Source organism: Mesorhizobium sp. M5C.F.Ca.ET.164.01.1.1, from assembly GCF_004792125.1.
Lineage (GTDB): Bacteria > Pseudomonadota > Alphaproteobacteria > Rhizobiales > Rhizobiaceae > Mesorhizobium > Mesorhizobium wenxiniae.
In genome coordinates this window covers 1,323,352-1,349,014 of sequence record NZ_SRTG01000001.1, presented here as the reverse complement: position 1 = coordinate 1,349,014, position 25,663 = coordinate 1,323,352, and the positions used below count along the sequence as shown (strand labels likewise).

Here is a 25,663-nt window from a genome sequence, read left to right as displayed (position 1 = left end):
GCCTTTCTTGTTTCAAATCGTGCTTCTGCAATCCACGGCGCCGAATACGTCATCAACGGCGGCACCGACGGTCTGATGCCGAAAAGAGAGAGCAAAAGTCCTCAAAGCGCCTAGCGCCGGCCAGGCGTTGAGCATCGCCCAATCCGTCATGCGTCCTGGTCGGGCGGGATCACCACGTTTTCCCAATGTTCGCCGGCCGCGACGATGCAGCTTCTGCCGGCGACATCGGTGACGATGATCGTCCAGCTTCCGGTCTCGGCGACATAGACCTCCATAATCGCCATTTGACCGATCAGCCCGAAAGCAAACTGTCTTTCCTGGAACTGCTCGCTCAGGTGGGCGACGAGATCGCCATGTTCAACGCAGTACTGATACTGGGCGCTTGCGGCGTTCGTACCGACCGCCAATGCGCCAGCAAGAACCAGGGCTTTCACCCAACCCAACAGCGATTTGCGTGCCATAGGGCACCTCCTTTGCCATCACGTCCGGCAAAGGGAGACGCCTCATTTTGCCGGAACGATCCAGGCCGGTTCCGACGTCATCACCATTGCGTCGTTCCTTTCCGTGTTCCGGTCTGTCATCAGCGGGGACGATTCCAGATGTTCCCACTATGTTCGATATATGGTACCGGCACCGAAAAAGCGCAAGCAGGCGCCCGCAACGGGCGCCTGTGGATCCGTTTCAAAGTCGTCGCCGAGAACCGCGGCCGGGCGGCTATGCCGAGACAGCGGCCGCAGCAAGAAAAGGGCCCACGCTCAGGTGCCTGGCAATGCGGCTGTCGTCAGCGCGCTCTCCCAGCCTTCGCCCACCGAAACCACGCAGCTTTGACCGCGTGTGTCGCTGGCGAGGATGGTCCAGGTGCCTTTGTCGGAAACGAAGACTTCAACAATCACATTCGGATTGACAACGCCGAGCGCGGTCGGATTTTCCCGGAACTTCTCGCCGAGCGCCTTGATCATGTCGGCTCGCGGCGCGCATTGTTCGGCCGCTGTTGCCGAGGCGGCGGAAAACGCGGCAGCCGCCGCGCAAAGTATCGACACCAAAAGACGCGTCATCTGACACCTCCTTGCGCCGGCCGATGCCCCCGCGCCAGCGCCGTTGGTAGATCTGCCGCGCCTTCTTCGCGGCAGGATTGCAGATTAAGATTTCTGCCGCCCGCCTGGTTCCATCACATTAGCGTTCACGCAGATGCGGGCCGCGACCGGTCAACAAAAAGGCCCGGTCGCTGGCCAGGCCTTTTCGTTCAATCTTAGATCAAGGCCCGGAACCGTCCGGCTAGTTCATTGTCGGGATGACGAAGTCGGCCCCGTCTTTGACGCCTGCCCGCGCGCCCGCAGCCGAAGGCGAGGACGCGCAAGCAAGCAACCGTCCGGCTAGTTCATTGTCGGGATGACGAATTCGGCCCCGTCTTTGACGCCTGCCCGCGCGCCCGCAGCCGAAGGCGAGGACGCGCAAGCAAGCAACCGTCCGGCTAGTTCATTGTCGGGATGACGAATTCGGCCCCGTCCTTGACGCCGGACGGCCAGCGCGAGGTCACCGTCTTGGTCTTGGTGTAGAAACGGAACGCGTCCGGTCCGTGCTGGTTGAGGTCGCCGAAGGAAGACGCTTTCCAGCCGCCGAACGTATAATAGGCGATCGGCACCGGGATCGGCACGTTGATACCGACCATGCCGACCTGGACTCGCGAGGCGAAGTCGCGGGCGGCATCGCCGTCGCGGGTGAAGATGGCGACGCCGTTGCCCATTTCGTGGTCGTTGGCGAGCTTGATCGCGTTCTCGTAAGTCGGCGCGCGCACTACGGAGAGCACCGGCCCAAAGATCTCTTCCTTGTAGATGCGCATGTCGGCGGTCACGTTGTCGAACAGGCAGCCGCCCATATAGTAGCCGTTCTCGTAGCCCTGCATGGAAAAGCCGCGGCCGTCGACGACCAACTTGGCGCCTTCCCTGACGCCGATATCGACATAGCCCTTGACCCGCTCCAGCGCCTGCGCCGTCACCAGCGGGCCGAAATCGGCGGACGAATCTGTCGACGGGCCGACCTTCAGGCTTTCGACGCGCGGCACCAGCTTTTCCATCAGCCGGTTGGCGGTATCGTGGCCGACCGGGACAGCCACCGAGATCGCCATGCAGCGCTCGCCGGCCGAGCCGTAGCCGGCACCGATCAGCGCGTCGACGGTCTGGTCCATGTCGGCGTCAGGCATGATGATCATGTGGTTCTTAGCGCCGCCGAAGCACTGCACGCGCTTGCCGGCAGCGCAGCCGCGCGAATAGATGTACTGGGCGATCGGCGTCGAGCCGACAAAGCCGATGGCCTTGATGTCGGGATCGTCGAGGATGGCGTCGACCACGTCCTTGTCGCCGTTGACGACATTGAGGATGCCCGCCGGCAGGCCGGCCTCGATGAACAGCTCGGCGATGCGCATCGGCACGCCGGGGTCGCGCTCCGAAGGCTTCAGGATGAAGGCGTTGCCACAAGCGATAGCCGGCGCGATCTTCCACAACGGGATCATCGCCGGAAAATTGAACGGCGTGATGCCGGCAACGACGCCGAGCGGCTGGCGCATCGAATAGACGTCGATGCCGGGGCCGGCGCCGTCGGTGAACTCGCCCTTCAGCATGTGCGGTGCGCCGATGCAGACCTCGACCACTTCCAGGCCGCGCTGGATGTCGCCCTTGGCGTCGGCGATGGTCTTGCCGTGTTCGCGCGCCAGAATGTCGGCCAGCGCATCATACTCCCGGGCGACCAGTTCGAGAAACTTCATCAAGACGCGCACGCGCCGCTGCGGATTGGTCGCCGCCCAGCCGGGCTGCGCCGCCTTGGCGTTTTCCACAGCCGCGCGCAGTTCAGCCTGCGAAGCCAGCGCCACCGTGCCGCGCACCGTGCCGTCCATCGGCTGCATGATGTCCTGCTTGCGGCCGCTGGTCCCAGCGACACGCTTGCCGCCGATAAAATGACCGTATTCGATCATGGTTTCTCTCCCTGTATTTGCGATGCAGCATTGTCCGCCTTTGCGCGGCCGATGGCAACGCGAGCGAAAACGCAACCGTTGTGCGGTAAATAGATAGCGGTTGACTGAGGAGCATCAATTGCCGCAAATGATAGTGCCACCTCAAGGAATGACAGGTTGAGTTCCTTCGCGCCCCCCTCTGTCCTGCCGGACATCTCCCCCACGAGTGGGGAGATTGGCTGTCATCCCGGCTTTCGCCAACCCGCAACGTTGCAAGGAAGTCGCCGCCGGAGCGGCCGGCCGATCTCCCCCAAGTGGGGGAGAATATCCGGCAGGACAGAGGGGGGCGCCTTGGAGCGCTGCCGTAATCGTCGTCATACGGATCATCCTTATGAACTGGGATGACGTCCGCATCTTTCTTGCGGTGGCGCGTGCCGGCCAGATCCTCGGCGCGGCCAAGCGGCTGGAGCTCAACCACGCCACCGTCTCGCGCCGCGTCGCCGCACTCGAGGGTGCGCTGCGCACAAAACTTTTTCGTCGGCTGACCACCGGCAGCGAGCTGACGCCGGCTGGCGAGCGCTTCCTCGACATCGCCGAGCGCATGGAAGGCGACATGATCGCCGCGCGCTCGACCGTGGCGGGCGAAGGCGACGATGTTTCGGGCACGGTGCGCATCGGCGCGCCTGATGGTTTCGGCGTCGCCTTCCTGGCCAAACGCCTCGGCGCACTGACGGCGCTTCACCGCGAACTCACCATCCAGCTGGTGCCGGTGCCGCGTTCCTTCTCGCTGTCCAGGCGCGAAGCCGACATCGCCATCACCGTGGAGCGGCCGACCGAAGGCAGGCTGGTGGCGGGGAAGCTGGTCGATTACACGCTCGGCCTGTTCGCGTCCCGCGCCTATACCGAAACGCATGGCCTGCCCCAGACGCCCGCCGAGCTCGGCCGGCACACGCTGATCGGCTATGTGCCGGACCTCATCGTCAGCCCCTCGCTCGACTATGCCGCCGAGTTCAGCGCCGACTGGCGCACGAGCTTCGCCATCTCCTCGGCACTCGGCCAGGCCGAAGCGGTGCGCTCCGGCGCAGGCATCGGCATTCTGCACACTTTCGTCGCCCGTTCGATGCCGGAACTGGTGGCTGTCGACATTGTCGCGCCCATCCGCCGCGCCTACTGGCTGGTCTATCACGAATCGGTCAGGCCGCTGCGCCGCGTCCAGATCGTCGCGAGCTTCATCACCAAGGCGGTGGAAGGGGAGCGAGGCCTGTTCGTCTGATGATATTCATCTGACGCCGGCGAACTGTGTTGAAGCTTGATCCAAGTCACGGGGCAAGTTTCTCACCGCGCTCAAATGCGTGAAGGACACTTCCGATCCTACCGCTGGTATCGCTCCGGTCCGAGGTCGCGGACATTGATGTCGGGCACCCGGCTCGAAATGATGTCGGCCAGGACCTTGGCCGAGCCGCAGGCCATAGTCCAGCCGAGCGTGCCATGGCCGGTGTTGAGATAGAGGTTGGAGAACTCGGTGCGGCCGATCAGCGGCGGCCCGTCCGGCGTCATCGGCCGCAACCCGCACCAGAAGGTCGCCGACTTCATATCGCCGCTGCCCGGAAAAAGGTCGCCAAGCGAATGCTCGAGCGTGCGCCGCCGCGATTCATGCAGCGTCAGGTCGAAGCCGGAAATCTCCGCCGTGCCACCGACCCGGATGCGGTCGCCGAGCCTGGTGATCGCCACCTTGTAGGTCTCGTCCATCACCGTCGACACCGGTGCTGCGGCAGCATCCTTGATCGGCACAGTGATCGAATAGCCCTTGACCGGATAGACCGGGACGGGTCGTTTCAGCGTGCGCATGAACTTGGCCGAATAGCTGCCCATCGCCATCACATAGGCGTCGGCAGCCTTCCAACCATTGCTCGTATTGAGGTTGGCGATACGGTTGCGCTTCTTGACGACGCGCCGTATCTCCGTGTCGTATTCGAAGGTGACGCCACGCGCCACGCAGAGCTCGGCCAGACGGTCGGTGAACATCTTGCAGTCACCGGTTTCGTCGCCCGGCAGTCGCAGGCCTCCGACGAATTTTTCACGCACCCCTGCCAGCCCCGGCTCGGCCGCGATGCAGCCGTCGGGATCGAGAATCTCGTAGGGAACGCCGTATGTCTTCAGCACCTCGACATCGCCGGCAGTGCCGTCGAGCTGCTGTTGCGTGCGAAACAGCTGCAGCGTTCCCTTGGCGCGCTCGTCATAGGCGATGCCGGTCGCCTCGCGCAGCGCTTTCAGCGTGTCGCGGCTGTATTCGGCCAAAGGCACCATGCGCGCCTTGTTCACCGCATAGCGCTCAGCCGTGCAGTTGCGCAGCATCCTGACCAGCCATACCCACATATGCGGATCGAGGGTCGGCCGCACCACCAGCGGACCATGTTTCATCAACAGCCATTTGATCGCCTTCAGCGGGACGCCGGGACCGGCCCAGGGCGAGGCGTAGCCGGGCGAAATCTCGCCGGCATTGGCAAAGCTGGTTTCCAGCGCCGGACCCTTCTGGCGGTCGATCACCGTCACTTCATGGCCGGCCTCGGCCAGGTAGTAAGCGGTGGTGACCCCGATGACGCCGCCGCCCAGCACGAAGATCTTCATCGCATAGTTCTCCAGAACGACGTCTTGTCAGGGATTTTGGGGGCGGGGCATCGTGGCCATCTGTCTGCCGGATTTTACGGCGTCCGCCAAGTGCCCAAGCATGTCGCCCAAAAGTACGCAGCGGTTTTGGGACAACGAGATGCGTAAAAAAAAGCCCGCGCGCTATCCATTCACATAGCGCCGGTGAAAACGGTGTCCGAGGCTGGTCAAGATTTCATAGCCGATGGTGCCGGCATGGCAGGCCGCCTGATCCACCGTCTGCGACGGTCCGATCAGTTCGACGAGGTCGCCCGCCTTCAGCCTGTCGGGCGGCAGGGCCGAAATGTCGAGAACGATCGAATCCATCGATACACGGCCCAGGAACGGCAAACGCACATTTTCGAACCAGGCGGCGGAAGCCGCGCGACGATGCCAGCCATCGGCATAGCCAAGCGAGATCGTTGCGGCGACCAGCGAATCGGTCACGTGAAAAATATGGCCATAGCCGACGCCGGCTCCCCTATCGAGGCTGCGCGTCTGGATGACCTTTGCCTGAAGCCGCACCACCGGCAGCATCGGATTTTCCTCGGCTGGCGTCGGATTGATGCCGTAGAGCGCCGCACCGGGCCGGGCGAGGTCGTAGTGAAAGGCCGGCCCAAGAAAGATGCCGGAGGAATTGGCCAGCGAGGCCGGCACCGGTGGCAGCATCCTGCGCAGCCGCTCGAATTCCAGCCGCTGCTGCTCGTTGGCCGGATGCTCGGGCTCGTCGGCGCGAGCGAGATGGCTCATCACGAAGGTGGCGTTGATGCCGTCGAAAGCCCGCGGATCGGCAGTGACGGCCTCCACCTCGGCTGCCGCCATGCCGAGCCGCGACATGCCGCTGTCGACCTGGATTGCAGCCTTGAGCTTGCGGCCGGCCCGCTGCGCCGCCGAGCGCCAGGCGGCGAGTTGGCCGGCGCTGTTGATGACCACGCCCAGCTCCGCTTCGACGGCTTCGCTTTCAGCGCCCGGCTGAATGCCGTTCAGCACATAGATCGCCGGCCGTGCGCCGAGCGCCTGGCGCAGCAAGACACCTTCGGCCAGATGCGCGACGAAAAAAGTAGCGCAGCCCTCGGCCGCCAGCGCCGCCGCCACTTGGGCCCCGCCGAGCCCGTAGCCGTCGGCCTTGACGACACCCGCGCAGCCAACATCGCCTAAACGCGCCTTGAGCCGCCGGTAATTTTCGCGGATGGCGCCGAGATCGACGGTCAATATGGCGCCGGCCGCCGCTTCGCTGATCGGCGCGGCTTTGACGGCGACCCTTTCAGAAAGAGATTTTTTGGAAGCGCCGTTCATGCCAACCCCGTCTGCAGCGGATTGGCAATCAATAAGGCCACCGCGCTGACGCGGCAACCGTGGTCGGCGCGATCGCGGCTTGCGCCAAGCTACGCAACCAGATGCCGGAACGCCGCAACCACATCCTCATAGACCTGACGCTTGAACGGCACGATCAGGTCGGGCAATTCCTCCATTGGCCGCCAATCCCATTTGTCGAACTCGGCGGTGTGGCCGCCCGGCGGCGGATCGATCTCAATCTCGCTCACGTCGCCGTGAAAGCGGAAGGCGAACCATTTTTGCGTCTGGCCGCGATATTTCCCCTTGAAGGCGATGCCGACCAGATGGGCCGGCAGATCGTAATATATCCAGTTCGGCGCCTCATCCAGCAACGAGACGCTGCGCATGCCGGTTTCTTCGTAGAGTTCCCGCTGTGCCGCCTGCAGCGGCTCTTCGCCCTTGTCGATGCCGCCCTGCGGCATCTGCCAGAGCTGCGTCGTGCCGGCGAATTCGCTGTCCGGCTCGGCAATGCGATGCCCGACCCATACCAGCCCGTCGCCGTTGAGGATCATCAGTCCGACACAGCGACGATAAGGCAGCGTCTCGGGATCGACCGGTTTTTTCTTCGCCATGCTCAACCTTTTTCCGGATCCACCGCCACTGCCGAAATCGGCACGATCTCGATGCCGCGCTTCTTGGCCTCGCTCACCCAGGCCGACACGGTGTCGACCGTCAGGTCGAAGGCCGAGCCGATGCCGACGGCAAAGCCTTTCGCCCGCGCGGTGGCTTCCAGTTCGTCCAGCTTCTTCAAAATGGCGCCGCGGTCCCGCACCGCGTCGATCGACGTGTCGCCGGCAACGAACGGCACGCCGTTTTTCAACGCCAGGTCGGGTGCCAGGCTACGCGCCGACGAACCGTCGTCGACATAGGCCAGGCCGCGCCTGCCGAGCTCTGCCATCAGCGGCCCCATCGCCGCCGCATCGGCCGAAAAACGTGCGCCCATATAGTTCATGACGCCGCTGTAGTTGGTCGTCCGCGACAGCGCCCAGCGCAAATTCTTCAAATTCTCGTCCGCCGTCGCCGCGACCGTCAGCGTGTTGCGGCCGGGATTGACGTTCGGATAGTCGAACGGTTCGAGCGGCACCTGCATGACGATCTCATGGCCGCTCTGTCGCGCCGCCTGCATCCATCGGCCGATGCTGTTGCCCTGCGGCGCGAAGCCCAGCGTCACTTCGGCCGGTAGCTTTGCGATTGCCGCCTGCGTGCCGGTCTGCGACACGGCAAGCCCGCCGATGACAATCGCCACGCGCGCACCGCGTGAACCGGACCACGGCCGCGCATAGACATCGAACGGCCGCCTGCCGTCAGCGGCACGAACCGGCAATGGGCCGGTTTCGCCGGCCTCGACCAGCGCCCTGTCGGGAATATGCGCGATCCTCAGGTTTTGGCCGATCGTCGAAGGGTCGCGAATGACAATGGCCGCCCTGGGCGGACCATCGCCCGCTTCGGTCGGCAGGTGGATGATCTGCGGCCCGCCTGTCTTGGACCCGCTCGTGTTGGGTACCGCTTCCGCCTTCAATGTCGGCTCAGCGGCCGGCGCTGCGGATTCGACCACCGGTGTCGTCTTCGGCGTCGAAACGGCGACTTCTTGCGGCTTTCGAAACGGCCTTTCGCGCAGCGCAATCGCGCCGGAGACACCGATCACGGCCAGCACCAGGAGCGTGGCCGCGACCACACCCGCGCTGATCCTGCGGGGCGCGCGCGGCGGCCGGACGGCCTGCCCGAGTGGGCGTTCGATGTCGTTGCCGATGTCAGCCAAGCCGCATCCCCAGCCGCGGTTCCCCCGAATCAAACTGCCGAGGCCTTGCGGCCCCGGCAGCATTACATCGCTTCGATCAGGCAGCCAGACCTGTTGTCCGGCTGATCGATCTTTACAGGTTCGGCACGGCCCTACTGGTTCAGCACGGCCTTGTCCGGATTCGGCGGGAACGCCGGATCGGTCTTCTCGCCGCGCAGCAACTGCTGGGCAAAGATGAGCTGCAGGTCGTCCTTCGGCTCCGGCGGCACATAGGCTGCCGAGCCCGAACCGGCATCGCCCTCGTCGCTGCCCTTGATGTGGCCCTTGAGGTCCGACTCGCCGCGCGTCAAATCCCTGCCCTGCAGGTCCGGCGGCAACGGCTGGTCGACCTTGATGTCGGGCGTGATACCCTTGCCCTGGATCGACTTGCCGGACGGCGTGTAATAGAGCGCCGTCGTCAGGCGCAGCGCGCCGTTCTCGCCGAGCGGGACGATGGTCTGCACCGAACCCTTGCCGAAGGACTGCGTGCCGACCACCGTGGCGCGGCGCAGATCCTGCAGCGCGCCGGCGACGATTTCGGACGCACTGGCCGAGCCGCCATTGACGAGCACGACCAGCGGCTTGCCGTCGATGTCGTCGCCCGGCCGCGCGTCGAAGCGGGTGACGTCCTTCGGATCGCGGCCGCGCGTCGAGACGATCTCGCCACGGGTGAGGAAGGCGTCGGACACGCTCACCGCCTGGTCGAGCAACCCGCCCGGATTGAGGCGCAGATCGAGCACGTAGCCCTTGAGCTTTTCGTCCGGCACCTGCTTCTTGATGGTGTCGATGGCGTTCTCGAGGTCGTCATGGGTCTTTTCGGTGAAGGAGGTGATCTTCATGTAGCCGATGTCGTTCTCGACCCGAAACTTGACCGCCTTGACCTTGATGATGTCGCGCACCACCGTCAGCTCGATCGGCTTGTCGGCGCCCTGGCGCAGGATAGTGAGCTTGATCGGCGTGTTGACCAGCCCGCGCATCTTCTCGACCGCGTCGTTGAGGCTCAGGCCGCGAACCTCCTCGCCGTCGATCTTGGCAATATAGTCGCCGGCAAGCACGCCCGCTTTGGCGGCCGGCGTATCGTCGATCGGCGTGATCACCTTGACCAGGTCGTTCTCCATGGTGACCTCGATGCCGAGGCCGCCGAACTCGCCCTTGGTCTGCACGCGCATGTCCTGCGCCTCTTCGGCGTTCATATACGAGGAGTGCGGGTCGAGCGAGGTAAGCATGCCGTTGATGGCGTTTTCGACCAGCGACTTGTCGTCGGGCGGCGTCACATACTGCGCCCGCACCCGCTCGAAGATGTCACCGAAGATCGCCAGCTGCTTATAGGTCTCGGAGCCCGCAGCGTTCGCCGTCGAGCCGGGGGCGCCATAGACCAGGCTCATCGCGGATGCGCCCATCAGCGCACCGGCAAACAGAAGCGAAAGTTTCCGCATCATCTCACGTCCTTCCAGAGAAACGGTCCGCCCACCATGGGGTCGGATCGACGGGTTTTCCATCCTTGCGGAACTCAACATAGAGCTCCGGCGTGGCATTACCATTCTTCGATGCCGAGGTGCTCGCCACCCGGGCCTCTCCCATCGCGCCGACCGGCTCTCCTGCGAGCACCGACTGGCCAGACGCGACGTTGATTCTGCTCATCCCCGCGAGAACGACATGATAGCCGTCACCCGCGTTCAGGATCAAGAGTTGACCATAGGAGCGAAAAGGTCCCGCATAAAGCACATTTCCGTCCGCTGGCGCGGTGACGATGGCTCCCGATTGTGTCGCAACCATGTCACCGAGCATCACTGCGCCGTTACCGTCGCTGGCCCCGAACCGCCGCTTGATCTTGCCGGTGACGGGCAGCGCGATCTGCCCCTGAAGCGCCGAAAACGGTGCAGCGGCAGTGAGCCGGTTGGCTTCCGGGACCGGCAGGGCCGCCAGTTCCGTCTGTGCCCCGGCCTTCTGTGCCGGGGCCGTCTGTGCCGGAGCTTTGTCGGCGTCCGCGGCCTTCTGCGCGGCTGCCTTCGCCGCGTCCGCCGCCTTGCGGGCCTTGTCGGCCTCGAGCGAGGCGATCAGTTCCTTCAGGCTGCCGGCCTTGGCCGCCAGTGCTGCGGATCGCTGTTTTTCCGCGGCCAGTGCCGTTTGCGTCTCGGCCTCGAGCTTCTGCTTGGCTTCGAGCAGCATGCCGAGCCGCTTCTTTTCCGCCGTCTGTTCGCCGACTGCCGCCGTCAGCCGCGCCCGCTCTGCCTCGATCGAGGCGGTCACCCGCGACCGCTCCTTGAGGTCCGCCAGCAATATCTCGGTCTGCTGACGCAGTTCCGGCACCACGGCGCCGAGCAGGATGGCGCTGCGCACCGACGACAGCGCGTCCTCCGGCTTGACCAGGATGGCCGGCGGAGGATTGAGCCCCATGCGCTGCAGTGCGCCCAGCACCTCGGCCAGAACGTCGCGTCTAGCGGCCAGCGAGGCGCGGATTTTCCGCTCCTCGCCCTTCAGCCCTTCCAGCTTGGCACCGATGTCCTCGATGTCCTGGCCGAGCTTCTGCTCGGTCATCGCCGACTGGATCAGCGCCGCGGTGATCGAGGCATGGTCCTTCTTGACCGTCGCCATGTCGGCGGCGAGCTTGGCCAACCGCTCCGACGACAGCGTGATCTCCTTCGACACCCGTTCGTATTCGGCACGGCTCTGGTCCGGATCAGGCGCCATGTCGAGCCTGTTCTCAGCCCGCGCGGCACCGAGCGACAGCATAAGCAGCGCCGCTGCCAAGCCGCAGCGTGCGCGCCAAAAGCCCGTTCGCGATTTCCAATCTTCAGACATTGAAGCCCGACTCTATGCGTGGCTTCGTTAACGAACCATCAACCATGTTCGAGAGCCCTGCCGACCGCAAACAGCGTCGTGACGCATTGAGGCGAAAATCCGGGCGGCTCACGCCAATCCACCGGTTTCGGTTGCAACCTGCAAGGACTCACGAGCGATGGTAGGGATGACCCGAAAGAATAGTGGCGGCCCGGTAAAGCTGCTCGCCCAACATGACACGGACCAGTTGGTGCGGCCATGTCAGCGCGCCGAACGACACCATCAGATCGGCCTGATCGCGCAGCGACTGGTCGTGACCGTCGGCACCGCCGATGGCGATGACGAGTGCCTTGCGGCCGCCATCACGCAACAGGCCGATGCGCCCGGCGAAATCCTCGGAGGAAAAGTTCTTGCCGCGCTCGTCGAGCAGCATCAGCGCGGTACCGGGCTGCAGCTGCGTCTGCAGCTTCTGGCCTTCTTCGCGGCGACGCTCGTTGGCAGTCTGGGCGCGGCCCTCCGGAATCTCGACGGCCCCTGAGAATTCGAGCCCCACGGCCTGCCCGCTCTTGGCGAAGCGCTCGAAATACCTGTCGGCGAGCTGCTTCTCGGGGCCGGCTTTCATCCGGCCCACGGCGTGAACGGTGATTTTCATCCCTGCCCCGAAGAGCCGCTAATGCATGTCACCAAAAGTTGTCACCGGTTTTGGGAACGACATGCATCAATCAAATACGGCTCAGTGAAGGGTCTCTTCCTCGAGGTCCGGCGCTTGCCACATTTTTTCGAGATTATAGAAGTCGCGGACTTCGGGACGGAAAACATGGACGATGATGTCGCCCGAATCGATCAGGACCCAGTCGGCGCCGGCCAGTCCCTCGACGCGCGCCGTGCCGAGCCCGGCATCCTTGAGCGCCTTGAGGAGATGATCGGCGACAGCCGAGACATGACGGTGCGATCGGCCGGACGCGATGACCATATAGTCACCGAGGCTCGATTTTCCCTGAATGTCGATTGAGACGATGTTTTCGGCCTTGGAGTCTTCCAGACTGGCAAGGACTGTCTTGATGGCGCGGGACACGGCGTCGTTTACGCTGATCCCGGCCGGCGAAGGCACGATGTCGGCCTTCTTCCACAGTGCTGTTCTCAGTGTATTTCCTTTCGCAGCAAGAACAACCAAATCACCCTTCAAAGCAGGTGACACCCCTTAGATAGGCAGAGTTGCGTTGCAGTTTCAAGACGGCAGCCCTGCTGCAGCCAACGAAGAACCGTTCTTCCGGTTCCGTAGTTGAAGAAAAAACGGAACTCTTGTCGCCTGGCCTGGGTTATCGGCGCATCGACCAACCGGATCCCCCTCATGCCTATCGACCCTCAGAACGCTCTCCTCACCGTGCAGTCCGGCCTTGCGCAGCTCAGCGCGCTGGTCGTCTCGTACTCCTTCTCGGCCATCGGCGCCGTCATTCTGCTGGTCCTCGGCTATACCGTCGCCGGCCTTGCCCAGCGCTCGATCTATGCCGGCCTCGGCCATATCCATGGCTTCGACACGACGCTGCGCCACTTCTTCTCGAGGATCGTCCGTTACGCCATACTGATCCTCGTCGTCGTCATGGTGCTCGGCCAGTTCGGCGTCCAGACGACCTCGATCATTGCCGCCATTGGTGCCATCGGCCTGGCCATCGGCCTGGCGCTGCAGGGCACGCTGCAGAACATTGCCGCCGGCATCATGCTGCTGGCGTTGCGGCCATTCCGCATCGGCGAATATGTCGAGGTCGGCGCCATCGCCGGGACCATCGAGGAAATCGGCCTGTTCGCCACCACGTTGAGAACCGTCGACGGCGTCTACATCCTCGCCCCCAATTCGACGCTGTGGAACCAGCCTGTCCGCAACTATACACGCAACGGTGCCCGACGTGGCGACATCACGCTGACCATCGGCTCCTGGAACGACATCGATTTCGCTCAAAAGACCATGCTCGGCGTCGCCGCCGCCGACCGACGCGTCAGGCGGGAGCCGGCGCCGATTGCCTTTGTAGCGACCGTCGGCGACAGCAATGTCGCCATCACCTTGCGCTACTGGACCTCGGCTGCGGATTTCTTCGCCACCCAGATCGATCTCACCAAACGCGCCAAGCAGGCTTTCGACAGCGAAGGCGTTTCTATACCCGCGCCGCCACCGGAAGCCCCACGGCAGGAAGCCGCCACCCGACAGTGATATGATCAATTGCCGGCGTAGAGCGGTTCATCGTTTCACGGAAACGCCGAACCGTTCTATCTCTTTGTTTTTGCGCAACCCCGGACGGAAAACCGTTCACACTTTTCCTGGAATTGCTCCAGGTCTACTTGTCCGCGCGACGCTGTTCTTCGGTTGGGAAAGCGAGGTCTACCGGCAGCGGTGCCTGCGCCGTCATCGGCGCGAAATTGCCGGTTTCGGCGGCGGGGACAGGTGAAATCGCCACCACACGCCACAGCACGAACAGGCAAAAACCAGTGGCAATGACGATGGCCACATAGATGAAAGCCTGCGTCCCATAGACAGCGGAAAGCCCGGTCACGATGCCGGGCACGATGAAGCCGGACAGCGACCACGCAAACAGCAGTGAACTGGACAGCGCCACCATGTCGTCCTTGCCGGCGCGGTCGGCGGCATGTGCGCTGGCCAGCGAATAGATCGATTCCGATGCGCCGGCCCAGACCACATAGATGACGACCAGCGCCGCCAGCGCACCACCATCGAAGCCGAGCGCGAACAGGCCCGCCACCATGGCAAGCGCCGAAGCGGCGACCAGCACAAATCGCCGGTCGGTGCGGTCGGAAATCCATCCGAGCGGGATCTGCAGGATCAATGTGCCGACAGGCATCGCCGATAAAAGCAGTGCCACATCTGCCTGGCTGTAGCCCTTGGCCGTGGCATGGATCGGCGCGAAGCCCGAAATCGTCATCGACAGGCCGCCGACGGCAAGCATGCCGGCGACGCCCACCGGCGAAATCCGCCAAGCCCGGCCAAGCGCGACCGACGCCGCCTGCGGCGGCGGTGGCTGGGCGAGCCGCGTCAGCCCAACGGGGAGGATCGACAGCGCGGTGAAGGCGATGCCGATCAAGGGCGCGTCCGCAGCCCTTATATCGATCAGCGCCAGTGTAGAATAGCCGACGCCGAGCCCGGCGACATAGGCGACGTAGAAGAAGGCCATGACCCTGCCGCGTATCGCGTTGGCAACGACGTCGTTCAGCCAGCTTTGCGCGACGATGAACAGGCCGCATATGGCAAAGCCATAGAGCGCGCGTGCCGCGATCCACGACAGCGGGTGCGGCCCAGCCCCGACGGCGGCGTTCGACAGCACGATCAGCGCCGACAGCACCATGAACGCGCGAGCATGGCCGACGCGCCGCACCAGCGGACCGGTCAAGATGCAGCCTGCCAGGCCGCCGGCCGAAAGGCCGGTGACGATCAGCCCGGCCCAGGTCGGATCGAAGCCCTCGGCACCGAGCCGGACCGGGATATAGGCGAACATCAGTCCGTTGCCGACCGCAACCAGCGCCATCGACGCGACGATGCTGGCAATGGCGATCGCCGGGGCTGGCGGGCTGCCCTGCGCCGGATCGCGTTGGGTCTGGCTTCGCTCGAGAATCGTCATGCCCGCGCAGGATCGCCCACGGATCAGGGAAAAGCAGCCGCAAATGCGACATCAGCGGTCTTCCCTTCTCCCCTGTGGGAGAAGATGACGCCTATCCCTTAGCCATCTTGCGGATCGCGGTCGACGACAGCGACGAGCGCGGGCCGTGGATGAACGTCCAGGCCGGCGCCTTCATCCGGGCCAGCCGCGGCGCGTCGCCTTCGTCGACACGCGCGTAATCGAAGGTCTTGGCGACAACCGACGACAGGAACGACAGCGTCGCGCCAGGGCGATCGATCACCGCGATCGGAAACGTCATCACGATCTGGCGCCAGCGCTGCCAGCGATGGAAATCGCGCAAGGAATCGGCACCCATGATCCAGACGAAGTCGACGCCCGGATTGCGCGCCTTGACCAGGGCCAGCGTGTCGGCGGTGAAGCGGACATAATGGGTCGCCTCGAAGGCGGTGACCTTGACCTTCGGGTTCCGGGCGACCTGCTCGGACAGGCGCAGCCGCTCGGCCAGCGGCGCCAGTTCCCGCGCGCTCTTGAGCGGATTGCCCGGCGTCACCATCCACCACAACTGATCGAGAGCCAGACGTCTGAGCGCGATCTCGGCGACCAGTGCATGGCCGGCATGCGGCGGGTTGAACGAACCGCCGAACAGCCCGACGGCCAAGCCTTTTCCGGCATGTGGCATCTTCAGGTAGTGGGAGGAGACGGCGGGCTCGGAAGATGACAGCATCGCGCTAGGCGCCCCCCTCTGACACGAGTAGCGCCCTCAGGTTCTAACGGCAAAAAACGTCAAGGCCGCACCTGTCCCGTCCCGCGCACGCGGTACTTGAACGAGGTCAGTTGCTCGACACCGACCGGGCCGCGCGCGTGCATCTTGCCGGTGGCGATGCCGATCTCGGCGCCCATGCCGAATTCGCCGCCATCGGCGAATTGCGTCGAGGCGTTGTGCAGAAGGATCGCCGAATCGATCTCGTTGAAGAACCGTTCGACGGCGTTCGCATCCTCGGCGATGATCGCCTCGGTATGGTGCGAGGAGAACGCCTCGATATGCTCGATCGCGCCGGCAACGCCGTCGACCAGCTTTACCGCGATGATGGCATCGAGATATTCGCTCACCCAGTCGGCGTCGCTCGCCGGTTTGGCATAGGCAAACACTTTCAGCACCTCGGCGTCGGCATGGATTTCGCACCCTGCCGTGCGCAACGCCTCGAGGGTCGGCACCAGATGGGTGGAGGCAACAGCGCGGTCGACCAGCAGCGTCTCGGCCGCGCCGCAGACGCCAGTTCGCCGCATCTTGGCGTTGACCGCGATCTTAACCGCCATCTCGAGATCAGCCGAGCGGTCGATGTAGAGATGGCAGATGCCTTCGAGATGGGCGAAGACCGGCACCCGCGCCTCGTTCTGGACGCGTTCGACCAGGTTCTTGCCGCCGCGCGGAATGATGACGTCGATATTGCCGGAAAGCCCTTTCAGCATCTCGCCGACGGCGGCGCGGTCAGCGGTCGGCACCAGCTGGATGGCGTCCTCCGGCAGCTTGGCCGCCTTCAGCCCTTCGACCAGGCAGGCATGGATAGCCGCCGAGGAGTTGAGCGAATCCGAGCCGCCGCGCAGGATCACCGGATTTCCGGCCTTCAGGCAGAGCGCGCCGGCATCGGCCGTCACGTTCGGCCGGCTCTCGTAGATAACGCCGACCACGCCGAGCGGCGTGCGCACGCGCTCGATATGCAGGCCGTTCGGCCGATCCCATGCGGCAATGACATCGCCGACCGGATCGCGCAACCCGGCGATTTCACTGATGCCGTCGGCCATGGCACGGATCCGGGCAGGATCGAGCTTCAGCCGGTCCATCAACGCCGCCGACAGCCCGGACTCCCCGCCATTCCTGATATCGGTGGCATTGGCATCGAGAATATTCTGCTCGCGGCGAAGGATCGCCTGCGCCATGGCGATCAAAGCGGCGTGCTTGCGCTCGGCCGAGGCGACGGCCAGCGGTCGCGCGGCGGCCCGCGCGCGGCGGCCCATCTCGGCCATCAGCGCGGCAGTGTCCCGGGATTTTTCATGCAGCTTCAGCATGGCTCATCCTCCGCTGGTTACTTGCTCACCGGCCCCTACTTGGTCACCCGAATGGTTCACCACAAGGTCGTCGCGGTGGATCATCGCCGAGCGCGCTTCGTAGCCAAGCACCGTTTCGATCTCGGCTGTTTTCAAGCCAGCGATCCTTACGGCATCGACGGCATCATAGGCAACCAGTCCACGCGCGATCTCGCGGCCCTCGGGCGACAGGATCGCCACCGTGTCGCCGCGCGAGAAATTGCCGCTGACCAGCTTGACGCCGGCCGGCAGCAGCGACTTGCCCGACAGCAGCGCGCCGATGGCGCCGGCATCGACGGTCAGCCGGCCAGCCGGTTCGAGCTGCCCGGCGATCCACGTCTTGTAGCCTTTGACCGGATTGGCGCTCGGCCGGAAGAACGTCGCCCGCTCACCACGCTCGATCGCCAGCAGCGGCGACAATCGGGTGCCTGATGTGATGACCATGGCGGTGCCGGCGGCGGTGGCGATCTTGCCGGCGTCGAGCTTGGTGCGCATGCCGCCGCGCGAAAGCTCCGACGCGGCCGCACCCGCCATCGCCTCGATCTCGGGAGTGATGCGGTCGACAACAGGAATGAACCGGGCTTGCGGGTCGCGCGCCGGCGGTGCCGTATAGAGCCCGTCAATGTCGGAGAGCAGCACCAGCAGGTCGGCGCCCATCATCGTTGCCACCCGCGCGGCCAGCCGGTCATTGTCGCCATAGCGGATTTCGGAGGTCGCCACAGTGTCGTTCTCGTTGATGACCGGCACCGCCTTCATCTTGAGCAGCGTCGAGATCGTCGCCCGCGCATTGAGGTAGCGGCGGCGTTCTTCGGTGTCGCCGAGCGTCAGCAGGATCTGGCCCGATTTCAGGCCGCCCTTACTGAGCGCATCCGACCAGGCGCCGGCCAATGCAATCTGGCCGACGGCGGCGGCCGCCTGGCTCTCCTCGAGCTTCAGCGCCCGTTTGCCGAGGCCTAAAATGGTGCGGCCAAGCGCGATGGCGCCGGACGACACGACGAGGATCTCGGCGCCACCTTCGGCCAGCACGGCGATGTCGTCGGCAAGCGAGGCCAGCCAGTCGCGCTTCAGGCCGGTCGTGCGGTCGACAAGCAGCGCCGAGCCGATCTTGACGGTGATGCGCCGGTATTTTCTTAGCGACTGCGCGGCCATCGCTATCTCCAGCGCGTCTCGACCGGAGCGGCGACAGCGTCGCGTGCCTCGGCCACCACCCCCATCAGCGCGCGCAGCACCGCCTCCACGCCTTCGCCGGTGACCGCCGAAAGCAGCATCGGCGCACGGCCGGCGGCGCGTTTCAGCGAAGCAACCTTCTTCTTGCGCGCGTCGGCATCGAGCGTGTCGACCTGGGAAAGTGCTACGATCTCGACCTTCTCGACCAGCCCATGGCCATAGGCGTCGAGTTCGGTGCGCACGGTCTTGTAAGCCTTCCCCGGATTTTCTTCCTGCGCGGAGACGAGGTGCAGAAGGACGCGCGTGCGCTCGACATGTCCAAGGAAACGGTCGCCGATGCCGACGCCTTCATGCGCGCCTTCGATCAGGCCGGGAACGTCGGCGATGACGAACTCGCGCCCGTCGATGCGGGCCACACCGAGGCCCGGATGCAGCGTGGTGAAGGGATAATCGGCGATCTTCGGCTTAGCCGCGGTCACGGCGGCCAGGAAGGTCGACTTGCCCGCATTGGGCAGGCCAACCAGGCCGGCGTCGGCAATCAGCTTGAGCCTCAGCCAGATGTTGAGCTCTTCGCCCGGCTGACCCGGATTGGCGCGGCGCGGCGCCTGGTTGGTCGAGGTCTTGAAATGCTGGTTGCCGAAGCCGCCATTGCCGCCCTTGGCCAAAAGGAAGCGCTGGCCAACCACGGTCAGGTCGCAGATCAGCGTCTCGTTGTCATCGGCAAAGACCTGCGTTCCCGCCGGCACTTTCAGCGTGACGTCGGCGCCTTTGGCGCCGGTCATGTTGCGGCCCATGCCGTGCGTACCGGTCTTGGCCTTGAAATGCTGCTGATAGCGATAGTCGATCAGCGTGTTCAGCCCATCGACCGCCTCCACCCAGACATCGCCGCCGCGGCCGCCGTCGCCGCCGTCCGGACCGCCGAACTCGATGAACTTTTCGCGCCGGAACGACACCGAACCGGCGCCGCCGTCGCCCGAGCGGATGTAGACCTTGGCTTGATCGAGAAATTTCATCGGATTGCTGAGTTTCTGCTAGTGGCCTTGCGGCATTGCTCTAAACGTTCGGCACTGCTCTAAACCAAGGCGGGGCGAAGGGCGAGGCTGTTTATGAACATGGCCGGAGTCGCAATGAAGCTCGTAACCTACAACATTCACTACGGCGTCGGCCTCGACGGCCGCTACGATGTCGGCCGCATCGCCGATGCCGTGCGCGGCGCCGACGTGATCGCGCTGCAGGAGGTCTCGCGCAACAACCCCAACAATGGCGGCCGCGACATGGTGGCCGAGCTCGGCGAGGCGCTGCCCGAATACTTCGCCGTCTATGGCAGCAATTTCGAGGCCAATGTCGGCTCGCGCCTGGAAAACGGCCGCGCCATCACCACCACCTTCCAGCTCGGCAACATGGTGCTGTCGAAAACGCCCGTTCATCTGTCGCGCAATCTCCTCTTGCCGCGCAGCCGCAGTTTCGAAGTGATGAATTTCCAGCGCGGCGCGCTGGAGGCGCTGATCGAGACGCCGCTTGGTTTCATTCGCTTCTATTCCACCCATCTCGACCATCGCAGCCCGGTCGAACGCGCCAGCCAGATTCGGTTTCTGCGCCAGCGCCTGTTGAACTATGGGATCGAGGGCGGCGCGCTGTCGGGGCTTGCCGAGGTCGGCCTGCCTGACCTGCCCTATCCCGAAGCCTTCGTCGTCATGGGCGACTTCAACATGCTGGCCGGATCGCCGGAATATGTCGAACTCGCCGGCCGCCTGGATCACGAATTCGGCATACCCATGACCGCCGACCTTGCCGTCGATACAGCTCTGCGCCTTGCCGCCGCAGGCGCCGATCTCGTCTCCTGGATCGACCCCAAGCGACCTGACGACGCCAGCCGCTACAAGCGCATCGACTATGTCTTCACCAGCGCCTCGCTGGCCAAATCGCTGAAGCGCCTGTGGGTCGACCGGCAAGCGGTCGGTTCGGACCACTTGCCGGTCTGGGTCGAGCTCGGCTGACCGGCTTTTGACCTATGCTGCGAGGCCCGGCACCTAGGCGTGTTGCTATTCAGGTCAGGCCGAGTCGAAAATGACGGTTTTCGAGAACCGGAGCGGAGCGTACTTGAAGTACGTGAGCACCGGAAGTGCAGGAAACCGGCATTTGCAGGCCGGCCTCACCTGAATTTCAACATGCCTAGAAGTGCACCCAGTTTCGCAGGCTCGTCCAGGTCCTGCGATCGAGGCGGTAGCGCTCGACCGGCACCTGGCCGGCGACGATCGAGTTCAGCATGCCTTGGCCGGCATATTGGAAGCCGCATTTGTGGATGACCCGGCGTGAGGCCGGATTGATGACCCGCGTCGAGGCATGCAGCACCTGAATCGCCGTCTTCTGGAAGGCGAGGTCGACGAGCGCATGCGCGGCCTCCGTCGCATAGCCGCGCTTCCAGTAGGGCTCGCCGATCCAGTAGCCGAGCTCCAGCCCGCGATCGGTGGTGTTGAGGCCGGCGCAGCCGACGAAGGTTTCGGTACCGGCCAGCGTTAAGGCATAGGCAATCCCGGCCCGGCGCGATGCCGTCATCGCCAGGAAGGCGCGTGCCTCGGCCTCGCCATAGGGGTGCGGCATGCGGGCCAGCATTTCGGCGACGTGGCGGTTGTCGGCGAGCACCACCAGTTGCTCGATATCGCTTTCGCGCGGCGCCCGCAGGACCAGCCGCTCGGTCGCGAGCACCGGGCAATCTATCGCGTAACTTTCACCGTCTGTGTCTTCCGCTTCGGCAACCATGTCAGTCCTCCAGGCACAAGAAAAAGGGGAGATGGAAACCCATCTCCCCTGATCCATTTCCTGGCTTGGCCAGACACCGGTTCCCGAGATGGGTGCCGGTGTTCTCGTACGGAACCGGCTACTCCGCGGCCTTCGTCATCGGGTTCACCGATACGTAGGTTCGGCCATTGGCTTTTTTGTTGAAGGTGACTGCGCCAGCTTCGAGCGCAAACAGCGTGTGATCCGTGCCAATGCCGACATTGGTGCCGGGATGCCACGTCGTGCCGCGCTGACGAATGATGATGTTGCCCGGAATCACGGCTTCGCCGCCGAACTTCTTCACGCCGAGCCGCTTGGAATGGGAGTCGCGACCATTGCGCGACGAACCGCCAGCTTTCTTGTGTGCCATCTAACTAACTCCGATGCGCCGCAAGGGCGCTTAAAAGGTCTTATGAACGCGTTCGCGTTCCGTTTCAAGTCCGAACCGGCGACGATCGCGCCGGGCCGCTTTACTTCTTCGCCAATTCCTTGGCCTGCTCGCGCCAGTCCGTGATCTGGTCGGTGCTGAACGGCATATGCTCGTCGATCTTGGCGACATCCTTGTCGGACAGCTTGGCGATCTGGGCGAAGGTCGTGATGCCCTGCTCGTTCAACTGGCCGGCCGCAACCGGGCCGATGCCCTTGATCACGGTCAGATCGTCCGGCTCGCCCTTCGGCGCCTTGAACAGCGGCGCGGCAGTTTCGCTTGCCTTGGCTTCCTTCTTCGGCGCTGCCTCTGCCTTGGCTTCGGTCTTCGGCGCGGCTTCAGCCTTCGCCTCGGTCTTTGCAGCAACTTCGGCCTTCGGCTCGGTCTTGGCCGCGGCCTTCTTCGTCGGCTTGGCGCCACCCAGCAGAATCTCGGCGATCCGCACGGTGGTCAAAAGCTGGCGATGGCCGATCTTGCGGCGCGAATTCTGCCGGCGGCGCTTCTTGAAGGCGATGACCGTGCGGTTCTTGCCCTGTTCGACCACTTCGGCGGTGACCAAGGCGCCGTCGACGAACGGCGCGCCGAACGTGACATTCTCGCCCTCGCCATGCGCGAGCACGTGGCCGATCTCGACGATATCGCCGACCTGGCCTTCGACTTTTTCGATCTTCAGGAGATCGTTGGCGGCAACGCGATACTGCTTGCCGCCCGTTTTGATGACTGCGAACATTTTTTGCCTTTCGCTGTTCGGTCGGCCTTGATGAACCGCTTCAGGCGGTTCGGCCGTCTTTTTGTCAGTCTGCGGGTTCAAAAAGCAAGCGGCGCGGAAGAACCCTCCACGCCGATTGCGCGCTGTCCCTAACCGAAGGCTGGGCGCAAGTCAAGGCAAACGGCCGAAGCAAACGGAAAGCAAGCCGCCGCCGTGGCGCAGGCGGCGAAGGTGTCGAAGAACGAGCCATACGGCCCTCAGAGAAGCCTGATATCAGGCAGATTGGCCCTTGTAACCTGTCCGCCCAGCCGTTATCTAGTGCGCCGCGCCGGCAACGGCGGACCATGACCGCGGAGAGGTGGCAGAGTGGTCGAATGCACCGCACTCGAAATGCGGCATGGGTGCAAGCCCATCGGGGGTTCGAATCCCTCCCTCTCCGCCATTCCGCCGATTCTAGGCTATTCTGCGAGATAGCTACCCAATCACCGCCGATAGCCGTACGAGCTTCTGCGGGGCGTGACTTGAGCGGACATGACTCGCCTCCGACCATTCTTAATGCCGAATAGGCAAGGTCGCGATCTGAGGAGCAACTACCATGAGCATAGCGAGCGACGCCCGTTTCTGGGACCGGAGTTCACGGAAGTACGCCATGGGTGCGATTGCAGATCAGGCCGGATATGAGCGCACGCTGGACCGGACCCGCGCCCTGTTTGAACCAGGCGACAGGGTGTTGGAACTGGGCTGTGGAACAGGAACGACCGCGCTCCGGCTCGCGGGCGATGTTCAAGACTATCTTGCGACGGATATTTCCGCTGGAATGATCGCGATTGCCAATGAGAAACACGCCGCTGGCCCCATCCCGGCGCTTGTCTTCCGCACCGCGACCGTAGAAGCGCTTACGCCTGACGCGGCGCAGTTTAACGCGGTTCTGGGATTCAACTATCTCCATCTGGTCCGCGACCTGCCTGGCACGCTGCGCCACATCCACGCCTTGCTTGCGGCGGAGGGCCTGTTTATCTCCAAGACACCTTGCGTCGGCGATATGAACCCACTCATCCGGCTTGCCTTGTTGCCCGCGATGCGCGCGATCGGCAAAGCACCCTATGCTGGCGTCTTTCGCGCTGCAGACCTGAGCCAGCATATATCTGCCGCGGGCTTCGACGTCCTTGCCACTGAAAGCCACGCAACGAAGGGCAACGACAATCGTCCCTACATCGTGGCGAGCAAGAGGACCTGAACGGCCGCGGCTGCAGTGTATCAGTCAGGGTTGCTGTATTGCTGCGAGTTTCCAGTCGCCACCGTTCTGGCGGGTGAAGGTCCACAGTTCGGTTGTTTCCGTCGGCCGATCGGTTTCGCCCGCGACGATCTTGCCGCTGGCGCGATCGCGCATCACGTCGTGAGACTCATAGCGCAACGCAGCCGTCGCGTAGTCGCGATCATCTTCCCGCCAACTCTCCGCAATATCGGCCTCCAACAGGCTGACATTCGAGACATCATTCCTGATGCCCTTTTTGGCATTGTCGGCAAGTTCTTCGGACAGGTACGACACCATCTCGGGGGTCGCCAGCCGGCGCAAGCCAGCATGATCTTCGCGCCCGAATGCTTCCTGAACCTCCGTCAACCGCTGCTGGAATATGTCGAGGTCGGCCTGTGTCATTGTAATTTCATCGGCGGCTTGAGCCGTCCGGCCAAATCCGGATCCGATACCTGGAATGGGAAAAGACGAGACGTTGTCCGACTCGGGCTGGGCTGCCGCGTTTCGCCCAAAGTTCCCCATGCTCCGCGGAATACCGGCCATGGCGGGCGCCTGGCTACGTGCCGATTGCGACCGGAAAAAGCGGACGATCAGCATGATCGCGCCGCCGATCAGCAGCCCTTGAAGCAGCAGGCCCAACATGCCAGCCAAGCCGCCGAACCCTTGGCCCAAAAGGAGTCCGATCAGGCCGCCGAGCAGCAAGCCGCGCATCATCGAACCGCCGAGGCCGCTGAAGAGCCCTGGTCGTTGGGGTGCCTGCGTCTGGCGGGCCGCATTGTTCGTTCCAGTATTGGGCGTCATCGAGCGCTCGACCGGCGCGGCCGGCTGTGGCGCCGTCCTGGTCGGCGGGACCGACTGGAACGTGCGCGTGCCGCGGCTGCCGAAGCTGCCGCCACGCCGCGCCTCGGCGTAATCGGCCGTGACCATGGACAATGCCAGGAACAGTCCTGCAAACAAAACTGCAAACCGGCTCGAACGCGAAATCATCATGGCAAATCCCTAGGCGATACTCTTCGCGCTCATATGGGGTGCGCCGATCGAAATATCAGTGGGCCCACCTTCCATATTTAGCCATTGAGGAGAATTCCAGGGCCGCCTCGACTCCAGACACGGCAGCCTACCGTGATCCTTCTGCCACCTTGTGCGTTGTCGCCTGAGGCACGCCGAGGGAGACGAACGGTGTTTGCAGGTTTCAGAGCCACCAGCTTGCAACTGGACGACACGACCATTTTCGCAAGGGTCGGCGGAACCGGCCCGCCGCTGCTGCTGCTTCATGGTTTTCCCGAAACGCATCTGATGTGGAGGGATATCGCCACAGCAATGGCGCCCCGCTTTACGGTGGTCGCCGCCGATCTTCGAGGCTATGGGCAAAGCGGGTGCCCGGTCTCCTCTGCCGATCATAGCCCATACGCCAAGCGCGCCATGGCCGGCGACATGGTTCAAGTCATGAAACAGCTGGGATTTAAGCAGTTTATGGTTGCTGGACATGATCGTGGCGGGCGGGTCGCCTGGCGCTCGATCACCCCGATGAAATCTCCAAGATCGCGGTCCTCGACGTCATCCCCACCGCCGCCGCGTGGGATAGGGCGGACGCCAGACTGGCTCTCGCCTTCTGGCCCTGGAGCCTTCTTGCGCAACCGGAGCCTCTGCCGGAGCGACTGATAGGCGCCGCGCCCGATGCCATCGTCGACAATGCGATTGTGCAGTGGGGGTCGCCGGCAGAGATGTTCTCTGCGCAGGTCAGGGACGCCTATGTCGAGGCGCTTCGCGATCCCGTTCATATTCATGCGATTTGCGAAGAGTATCGGGCCGCTGCCACGATCGATCGTGAGCATGACGTGGCGGACCAGGCAAATGGTCGTCGCATTGAGTGCCCGCTACTGGCACTGTGGAGTAGCGAAGGCGGCCTTGAGACCTGGTATGCACGGGAAGGTGGACCGCTGGCTATTTGGAGAAAATGGGCCGACAGCGTTGAAGGAAGCCCTGTTCCGGGCGGGCACTTCTTTCCCGAAGAGCACCCTCACCAGACCGGAGCGGCTCTCTCGAAGTTCTTCGAGGATAATAGGGGGAATGACGCGTCGAACAGAGTATTGTAGAGGTCACATGCTTCCGTTACGCAAAACCTCGGGA

General features: G+C 63.9%; 24 protein-coding genes, 1 tRNA gene and 1 pseudogene. 6 read left to right on the top strand and 20 right to left on the bottom strand.

Features of this window, described 5'->3' with window-relative positions:
- Positions 1 to 146: 146 nt before the first annotated feature.
- From EN807_RS06490 to EN807_RS06480, 3 genes are all read right to left on the bottom strand, one after another.
- Entirely contained in the window at positions 147 to 461 is a 315-nt protein-coding gene (locus EN807_RS06490; protein WP_135934325.1) for a hypothetical protein, read from the bottom strand.
- A 294-nt stretch (positions 462 to 755) separates the two neighbouring features.
- Positions 756 to 1,055, bottom strand: a complete 300-nt coding sequence (locus EN807_RS06485) for a hypothetical protein (protein ID WP_135934324.1) — start codon at positions 1,053 to 1,055, stop codon at positions 756 to 758.
- A 416-nt stretch (positions 1,056 to 1,471) separates the two neighbouring features.
- Positions 1,472 to 2,968, bottom strand: a complete 1,497-nt coding sequence (locus tag EN807_RS06480; protein WP_135934323.1) for a CoA-acylating methylmalonate-semialdehyde dehydrogenase — start codon at positions 2,966 to 2,968, stop codon at positions 1,472 to 1,474.
- 370 nt (positions 2,969 to 3,338) lie between these two features.
- Between EN807_RS06480 and EN807_RS06470 the strand changes: the two genes are divergently transcribed.
- Complete coding sequence (locus EN807_RS06470; RefSeq protein WP_135934321.1) at positions 3,339 to 4,220, top strand: LysR family transcriptional regulator; 882 nt, start codon at positions 3,339 to 3,341, stop codon at positions 4,218 to 4,220.
- A 98-nt stretch (positions 4,221 to 4,318) separates the two neighbouring features.
- Here EN807_RS06470 and EN807_RS06465 read toward each other — a convergent pair whose 3' ends face one another.
- From EN807_RS06465 to rsfS, 8 genes are all read right to left on the bottom strand, one after another.
- Entirely contained in the window at positions 4,319 to 5,575 is a 1,257-nt protein-coding gene (locus EN807_RS06465; RefSeq protein WP_135934320.1) for a D-amino acid dehydrogenase, read from the bottom strand.
- Between the two features lie 162 nt (positions 5,576 to 5,737).
- A complete protein-coding gene (gene alr / locus EN807_RS06460) occupies positions 5,738 to 6,889 on the bottom strand; it encodes an alanine racemase (protein ID WP_135934319.1) in 1,152 nt (383 codons plus the stop codon).
- An 89-nt stretch (positions 6,890 to 6,978) separates the two neighbouring features.
- Positions 6,979 to 7,500, bottom strand: coding sequence for an RNA pyrophosphohydrolase (locus EN807_RS06455; protein ID WP_135934318.1), 522 nt, complete (start codon positions 7,498 to 7,500; stop codon positions 6,979 to 6,981).
- A gap of 2 nt (positions 7,501 to 7,502) precedes the next feature.
- Positions 7,503 to 8,687: a divergent polysaccharide deacetylase family protein gene (locus tag EN807_RS06450; RefSeq protein WP_135934317.1), complete on the bottom strand. Its 1,185-nt coding sequence runs from the start codon at positions 8,685 to 8,687 to the stop codon at positions 7,503 to 7,505.
- Between the two features lie 131 nt (positions 8,688 to 8,818).
- Positions 8,819 to 10,144, bottom strand: a complete 1,326-nt coding sequence (locus EN807_RS06445) for a S41 family peptidase (RefSeq protein ID WP_127314452.1) — start codon at positions 10,142 to 10,144, stop codon at positions 8,819 to 8,821.
- Position 10,145: 1 nt separating this feature from the next.
- Positions 10,146 to 11,507, bottom strand: a complete 1,362-nt coding sequence (locus EN807_RS06440) for a murein hydrolase activator EnvC (protein ID WP_135934316.1) — start codon at positions 11,505 to 11,507, stop codon at positions 10,146 to 10,148.
- Between the two features lie 148 nt (positions 11,508 to 11,655).
- Complete coding sequence (rlmH, locus tag EN807_RS06435; RefSeq protein WP_135934315.1) at positions 11,656 to 12,138, bottom strand: 23S rRNA (pseudouridine(1915)-N(3))-methyltransferase RlmH; 483 nt, start codon at positions 12,136 to 12,138, stop codon at positions 11,656 to 11,658.
- Positions 12,139 to 12,219: 81 nt separating this feature from the next.
- Positions 12,220 to 12,597, bottom strand: a complete 378-nt coding sequence (gene rsfS / locus EN807_RS06430) for a ribosome silencing factor (RefSeq protein WP_023800052.1) — start codon at positions 12,595 to 12,597, stop codon at positions 12,220 to 12,222.
- Between the two features lie 240 nt (positions 12,598 to 12,837).
- Between rsfS and EN807_RS06425 the strand changes: the two genes are divergently transcribed.
- Positions 12,838 to 13,692 carry a mechanosensitive ion channel family protein gene (locus EN807_RS06425; RefSeq protein ID WP_135934314.1) on the top strand — a complete coding sequence of 285 codons (855 nt, stop codon included), beginning with the start codon at positions 12,838 to 12,840 and terminating at the stop codon, positions 13,690 to 13,692.
- Between the two features lie 124 nt (positions 13,693 to 13,816).
- Here the strand turns inward: EN807_RS06425 and EN807_RS06420 are convergent, their stop codons facing one another.
- From EN807_RS06420 to obgE, 5 genes are all read right to left on the bottom strand, one after another.
- Positions 13,817 to 15,112 (bottom strand): MFS transporter, encoded by a 1,296-nt coding sequence (locus EN807_RS06420; RefSeq protein ID WP_135934313.1) that lies wholly within the window; start codon positions 15,110 to 15,112, stop codon positions 13,817 to 13,819.
- Between the two features lie 91 nt (positions 15,113 to 15,203).
- Complete coding sequence (locus EN807_RS06415; protein WP_245485831.1) at positions 15,204 to 15,836, bottom strand: nicotinate-nucleotide adenylyltransferase; 633 nt, start codon at positions 15,834 to 15,836, stop codon at positions 15,204 to 15,206.
- Between the two features lie 59 nt (positions 15,837 to 15,895).
- The gene (locus tag EN807_RS06410; protein WP_135934312.1) at positions 15,896 to 17,179 is read right to left on the bottom strand and encodes a glutamate-5-semialdehyde dehydrogenase; all 1,284 of its coding nucleotides are present in this window, start codon (positions 17,177 to 17,179) and stop codon (positions 15,896 to 15,898) included.
- Positions 17,180 to 17,182: 3 nt separating this feature from the next.
- Positions 17,183 to 18,346 (bottom strand): glutamate 5-kinase, encoded by a 1,164-nt coding sequence (gene proB / locus EN807_RS06405; protein ID WP_135934311.1) that lies wholly within the window; start codon positions 18,344 to 18,346, stop codon positions 17,183 to 17,185.
- 2 nt (positions 18,347 to 18,348) lie between these two features.
- Positions 18,349 to 19,377 (bottom strand): GTPase ObgE, encoded by a 1,029-nt coding sequence (obgE, locus tag EN807_RS06400; protein WP_135934310.1) that lies wholly within the window; start codon positions 19,375 to 19,377, stop codon positions 18,349 to 18,351.
- A gap of 114 nt (positions 19,378 to 19,491) precedes the next feature.
- Here obgE and EN807_RS06395 point away from each other — a divergent pair, with 114 nt between their 5' ends.
- Complete coding sequence (locus EN807_RS06395; RefSeq protein WP_135934309.1) at positions 19,492 to 20,361, top strand: endonuclease/exonuclease/phosphatase family protein; 870 nt, start codon at positions 19,492 to 19,494, stop codon at positions 20,359 to 20,361.
- Between the two features lie 175 nt (positions 20,362 to 20,536).
- On the opposite strand, the gene EN807_RS06390 is transcribed toward EN807_RS06395, so the two are convergent.
- The 3 genes from EN807_RS06390 to EN807_RS06380 all read right to left on the bottom strand — a co-directional run bounded on the left by EN807_RS06390 (position 20,537) and on the right by EN807_RS06380 (position 22,299).
- Positions 20,537 to 21,124 carry a GNAT family protein gene (locus EN807_RS06390; RefSeq protein WP_135934308.1) on the bottom strand — a complete coding sequence of 196 codons (588 nt, stop codon included), beginning with the start codon at positions 21,122 to 21,124 and terminating at the stop codon, positions 20,537 to 20,539.
- 118 nt (positions 21,125 to 21,242) lie between these two features.
- Positions 21,243 to 21,512 carry a 50S ribosomal protein L27 gene (gene rpmA, locus EN807_RS06385; protein WP_023678077.1) on the bottom strand — a complete coding sequence of 90 codons (270 nt, stop codon included), beginning with the start codon at positions 21,510 to 21,512 and terminating at the stop codon, positions 21,243 to 21,245.
- Positions 21,513 to 21,612: 100 nt separating this feature from the next.
- Positions 21,613 to 22,299 carry a 50S ribosomal protein L21 gene (locus EN807_RS06380; protein WP_135934307.1) on the bottom strand — a complete coding sequence of 229 codons (687 nt, stop codon included), beginning with the start codon at positions 22,297 to 22,299 and terminating at the stop codon, positions 21,613 to 21,615.
- Positions 22,300 to 22,630: 331 nt separating this feature from the next.
- Here EN807_RS06380 and EN807_RS06375 point away from each other — a divergent pair.
- Together EN807_RS06375 and EN807_RS06370 are read left to right on the top strand one after the other, a co-directional pair.
- Positions 22,631 to 22,720, top strand: a tRNA-Ser gene (locus EN807_RS06375).
- Between the two features lie 153 nt (positions 22,721 to 22,873).
- Positions 22,874 to 23,515, top strand: a complete 642-nt coding sequence (locus EN807_RS06370; RefSeq protein ID WP_135934306.1) for a class I SAM-dependent methyltransferase — start codon at positions 22,874 to 22,876, stop codon at positions 23,513 to 23,515.
- Between the two features lie 24 nt (positions 23,516 to 23,539).
- Here EN807_RS06370 and EN807_RS06365 read toward each other — a convergent pair whose 3' ends face one another.
- Entirely contained in the window at positions 23,540 to 24,520 is a 981-nt protein-coding gene (locus tag EN807_RS06365; protein WP_135935797.1) for a Tim44 domain-containing protein, read from the bottom strand.
- Positions 24,521 to 24,712: 192 nt separating this feature from the next.
- Between EN807_RS06365 and EN807_RS06360 the strand changes: the two are divergent.
- Positions 24,713 to 25,629: pseudogene (locus tag EN807_RS06360) on the top strand (alpha/beta hydrolase).
- Positions 25,630 to 25,663: the final 34 nt, after the last annotated feature.

Bases quoted from the DNA above. Each gene is read 5' to 3' on its own strand.
- EN807_RS06455 (WP_135934318.1), bottom strand. From the start codon at position 7,500: ATGGCGAAGAAAAAACCGGTCGATCCCGAGACGCTGCCTTATCGTCGC.
- proB (WP_135934311.1), bottom strand. From the start codon at position 18,346: ATGGCCGCGCAGTCGCTAAGAAAATACCGGCGCATCACCGTCAAGATC.
- EN807_RS06465 (WP_135934320.1), bottom strand. From the start codon at position 5,575: ATGAAGATCTTCGTGCTGGGCGGCGGCGTCATCGGGGTCACCACCGCT.
- EN807_RS06420 (WP_135934313.1), bottom strand. From the start codon at position 15,112: ATGACGATTCTCGAGCGAAGCCAGACCCAACGCGATCCGGCGCAGGGC.
- EN807_RS06395 (WP_135934309.1), top strand. From the start codon at position 19,492: ATGAAGCTCGTAACCTACAACATTCACTACGGCGTCGGCCTCGACGGC.
- EN807_RS06390 (WP_135934308.1), bottom strand. From the start codon at position 21,124: ATGGTTGCCGAAGCGGAAGACACAGACGGTGAAAGTTACGCGATAGAT.
- EN807_RS06415 (WP_245485831.1), bottom strand. From the start codon at position 15,836: ATGCTGTCATCTTCCGAGCCCGCCGTCTCCTCCCACTACCTGAAGATG.
- alr (WP_135934319.1), bottom strand. From the start codon at position 6,889: ATGAACGGCGCTTCCAAAAAATCTCTTTCTGAAAGGGTCGCCGTCAAA.
- EN807_RS06480 (WP_135934323.1), bottom strand. From the start codon at position 2,968: ATGATCGAATACGGTCATTTTATCGGCGGCAAGCGTGTCGCTGGGACC.
- EN807_RS06445 (WP_127314452.1), bottom strand. From the start codon at position 10,144: ATGATGCGGAAACTTTCGCTTCTGTTTGCCGGTGCGCTGATGGGCGCA.
- EN807_RS06425 (WP_135934314.1), top strand. From the start codon at position 12,838: ATGCCTATCGACCCTCAGAACGCTCTCCTCACCGTGCAGTCCGGCCTT.
- EN807_RS06440 (WP_135934316.1), bottom strand. From the start codon at position 11,507: ATGTCTGAAGATTGGAAATCGCGAACGGGCTTTTGGCGCGCACGCTGC.
- rpmA (WP_023678077.1), bottom strand. From the start codon at position 21,512: ATGGCACACAAGAAAGCTGGCGGTTCGTCGCGCAATGGTCGCGACTCC.
- rlmH (WP_135934315.1), bottom strand. From the start codon at position 12,138: ATGAAAATCACCGTTCACGCCGTGGGCCGGATGAAAGCCGGCCCCGAG.
- EN807_RS06485 (WP_135934324.1), bottom strand. From the start codon at position 1,055: ATGACGCGTCTTTTGGTGTCGATACTTTGCGCGGCGGCTGCCGCGTTT.
- EN807_RS06380 (WP_135934307.1), bottom strand. From the start codon at position 22,299: ATGTTCGCAGTCATCAAAACGGGCGGCAAGCAGTATCGCGTTGCCGCC.
- EN807_RS06490 (WP_135934325.1), bottom strand. From the start codon at position 461: ATGGCACGCAAATCGCTGTTGGGTTGGGTGAAAGCCCTGGTTCTTGCT.
- EN807_RS06370 (WP_135934306.1), top strand. From the start codon at position 22,874: ATGAGCATAGCGAGCGACGCCCGTTTCTGGGACCGGAGTTCACGGAAG.
- obgE (WP_135934310.1), bottom strand. From the start codon at position 19,377: ATGAAATTTCTCGATCAAGCCAAGGTCTACATCCGCTCGGGCGACGGC.
- EN807_RS06365 (WP_135935797.1), bottom strand. From the start codon at position 24,520: ATGATTTCGCGTTCGAGCCGGTTTGCAGTTTTGTTTGCAGGACTGTTC.
- EN807_RS06410 (WP_135934312.1), bottom strand. From the start codon at position 17,179: ATGCTGAAGCTGCATGAAAAATCCCGGGACACTGCCGCGCTGATGGCC.
- EN807_RS06470 (WP_135934321.1), top strand. From the start codon at position 3,339: ATGAACTGGGATGACGTCCGCATCTTTCTTGCGGTGGCGCGTGCCGGC.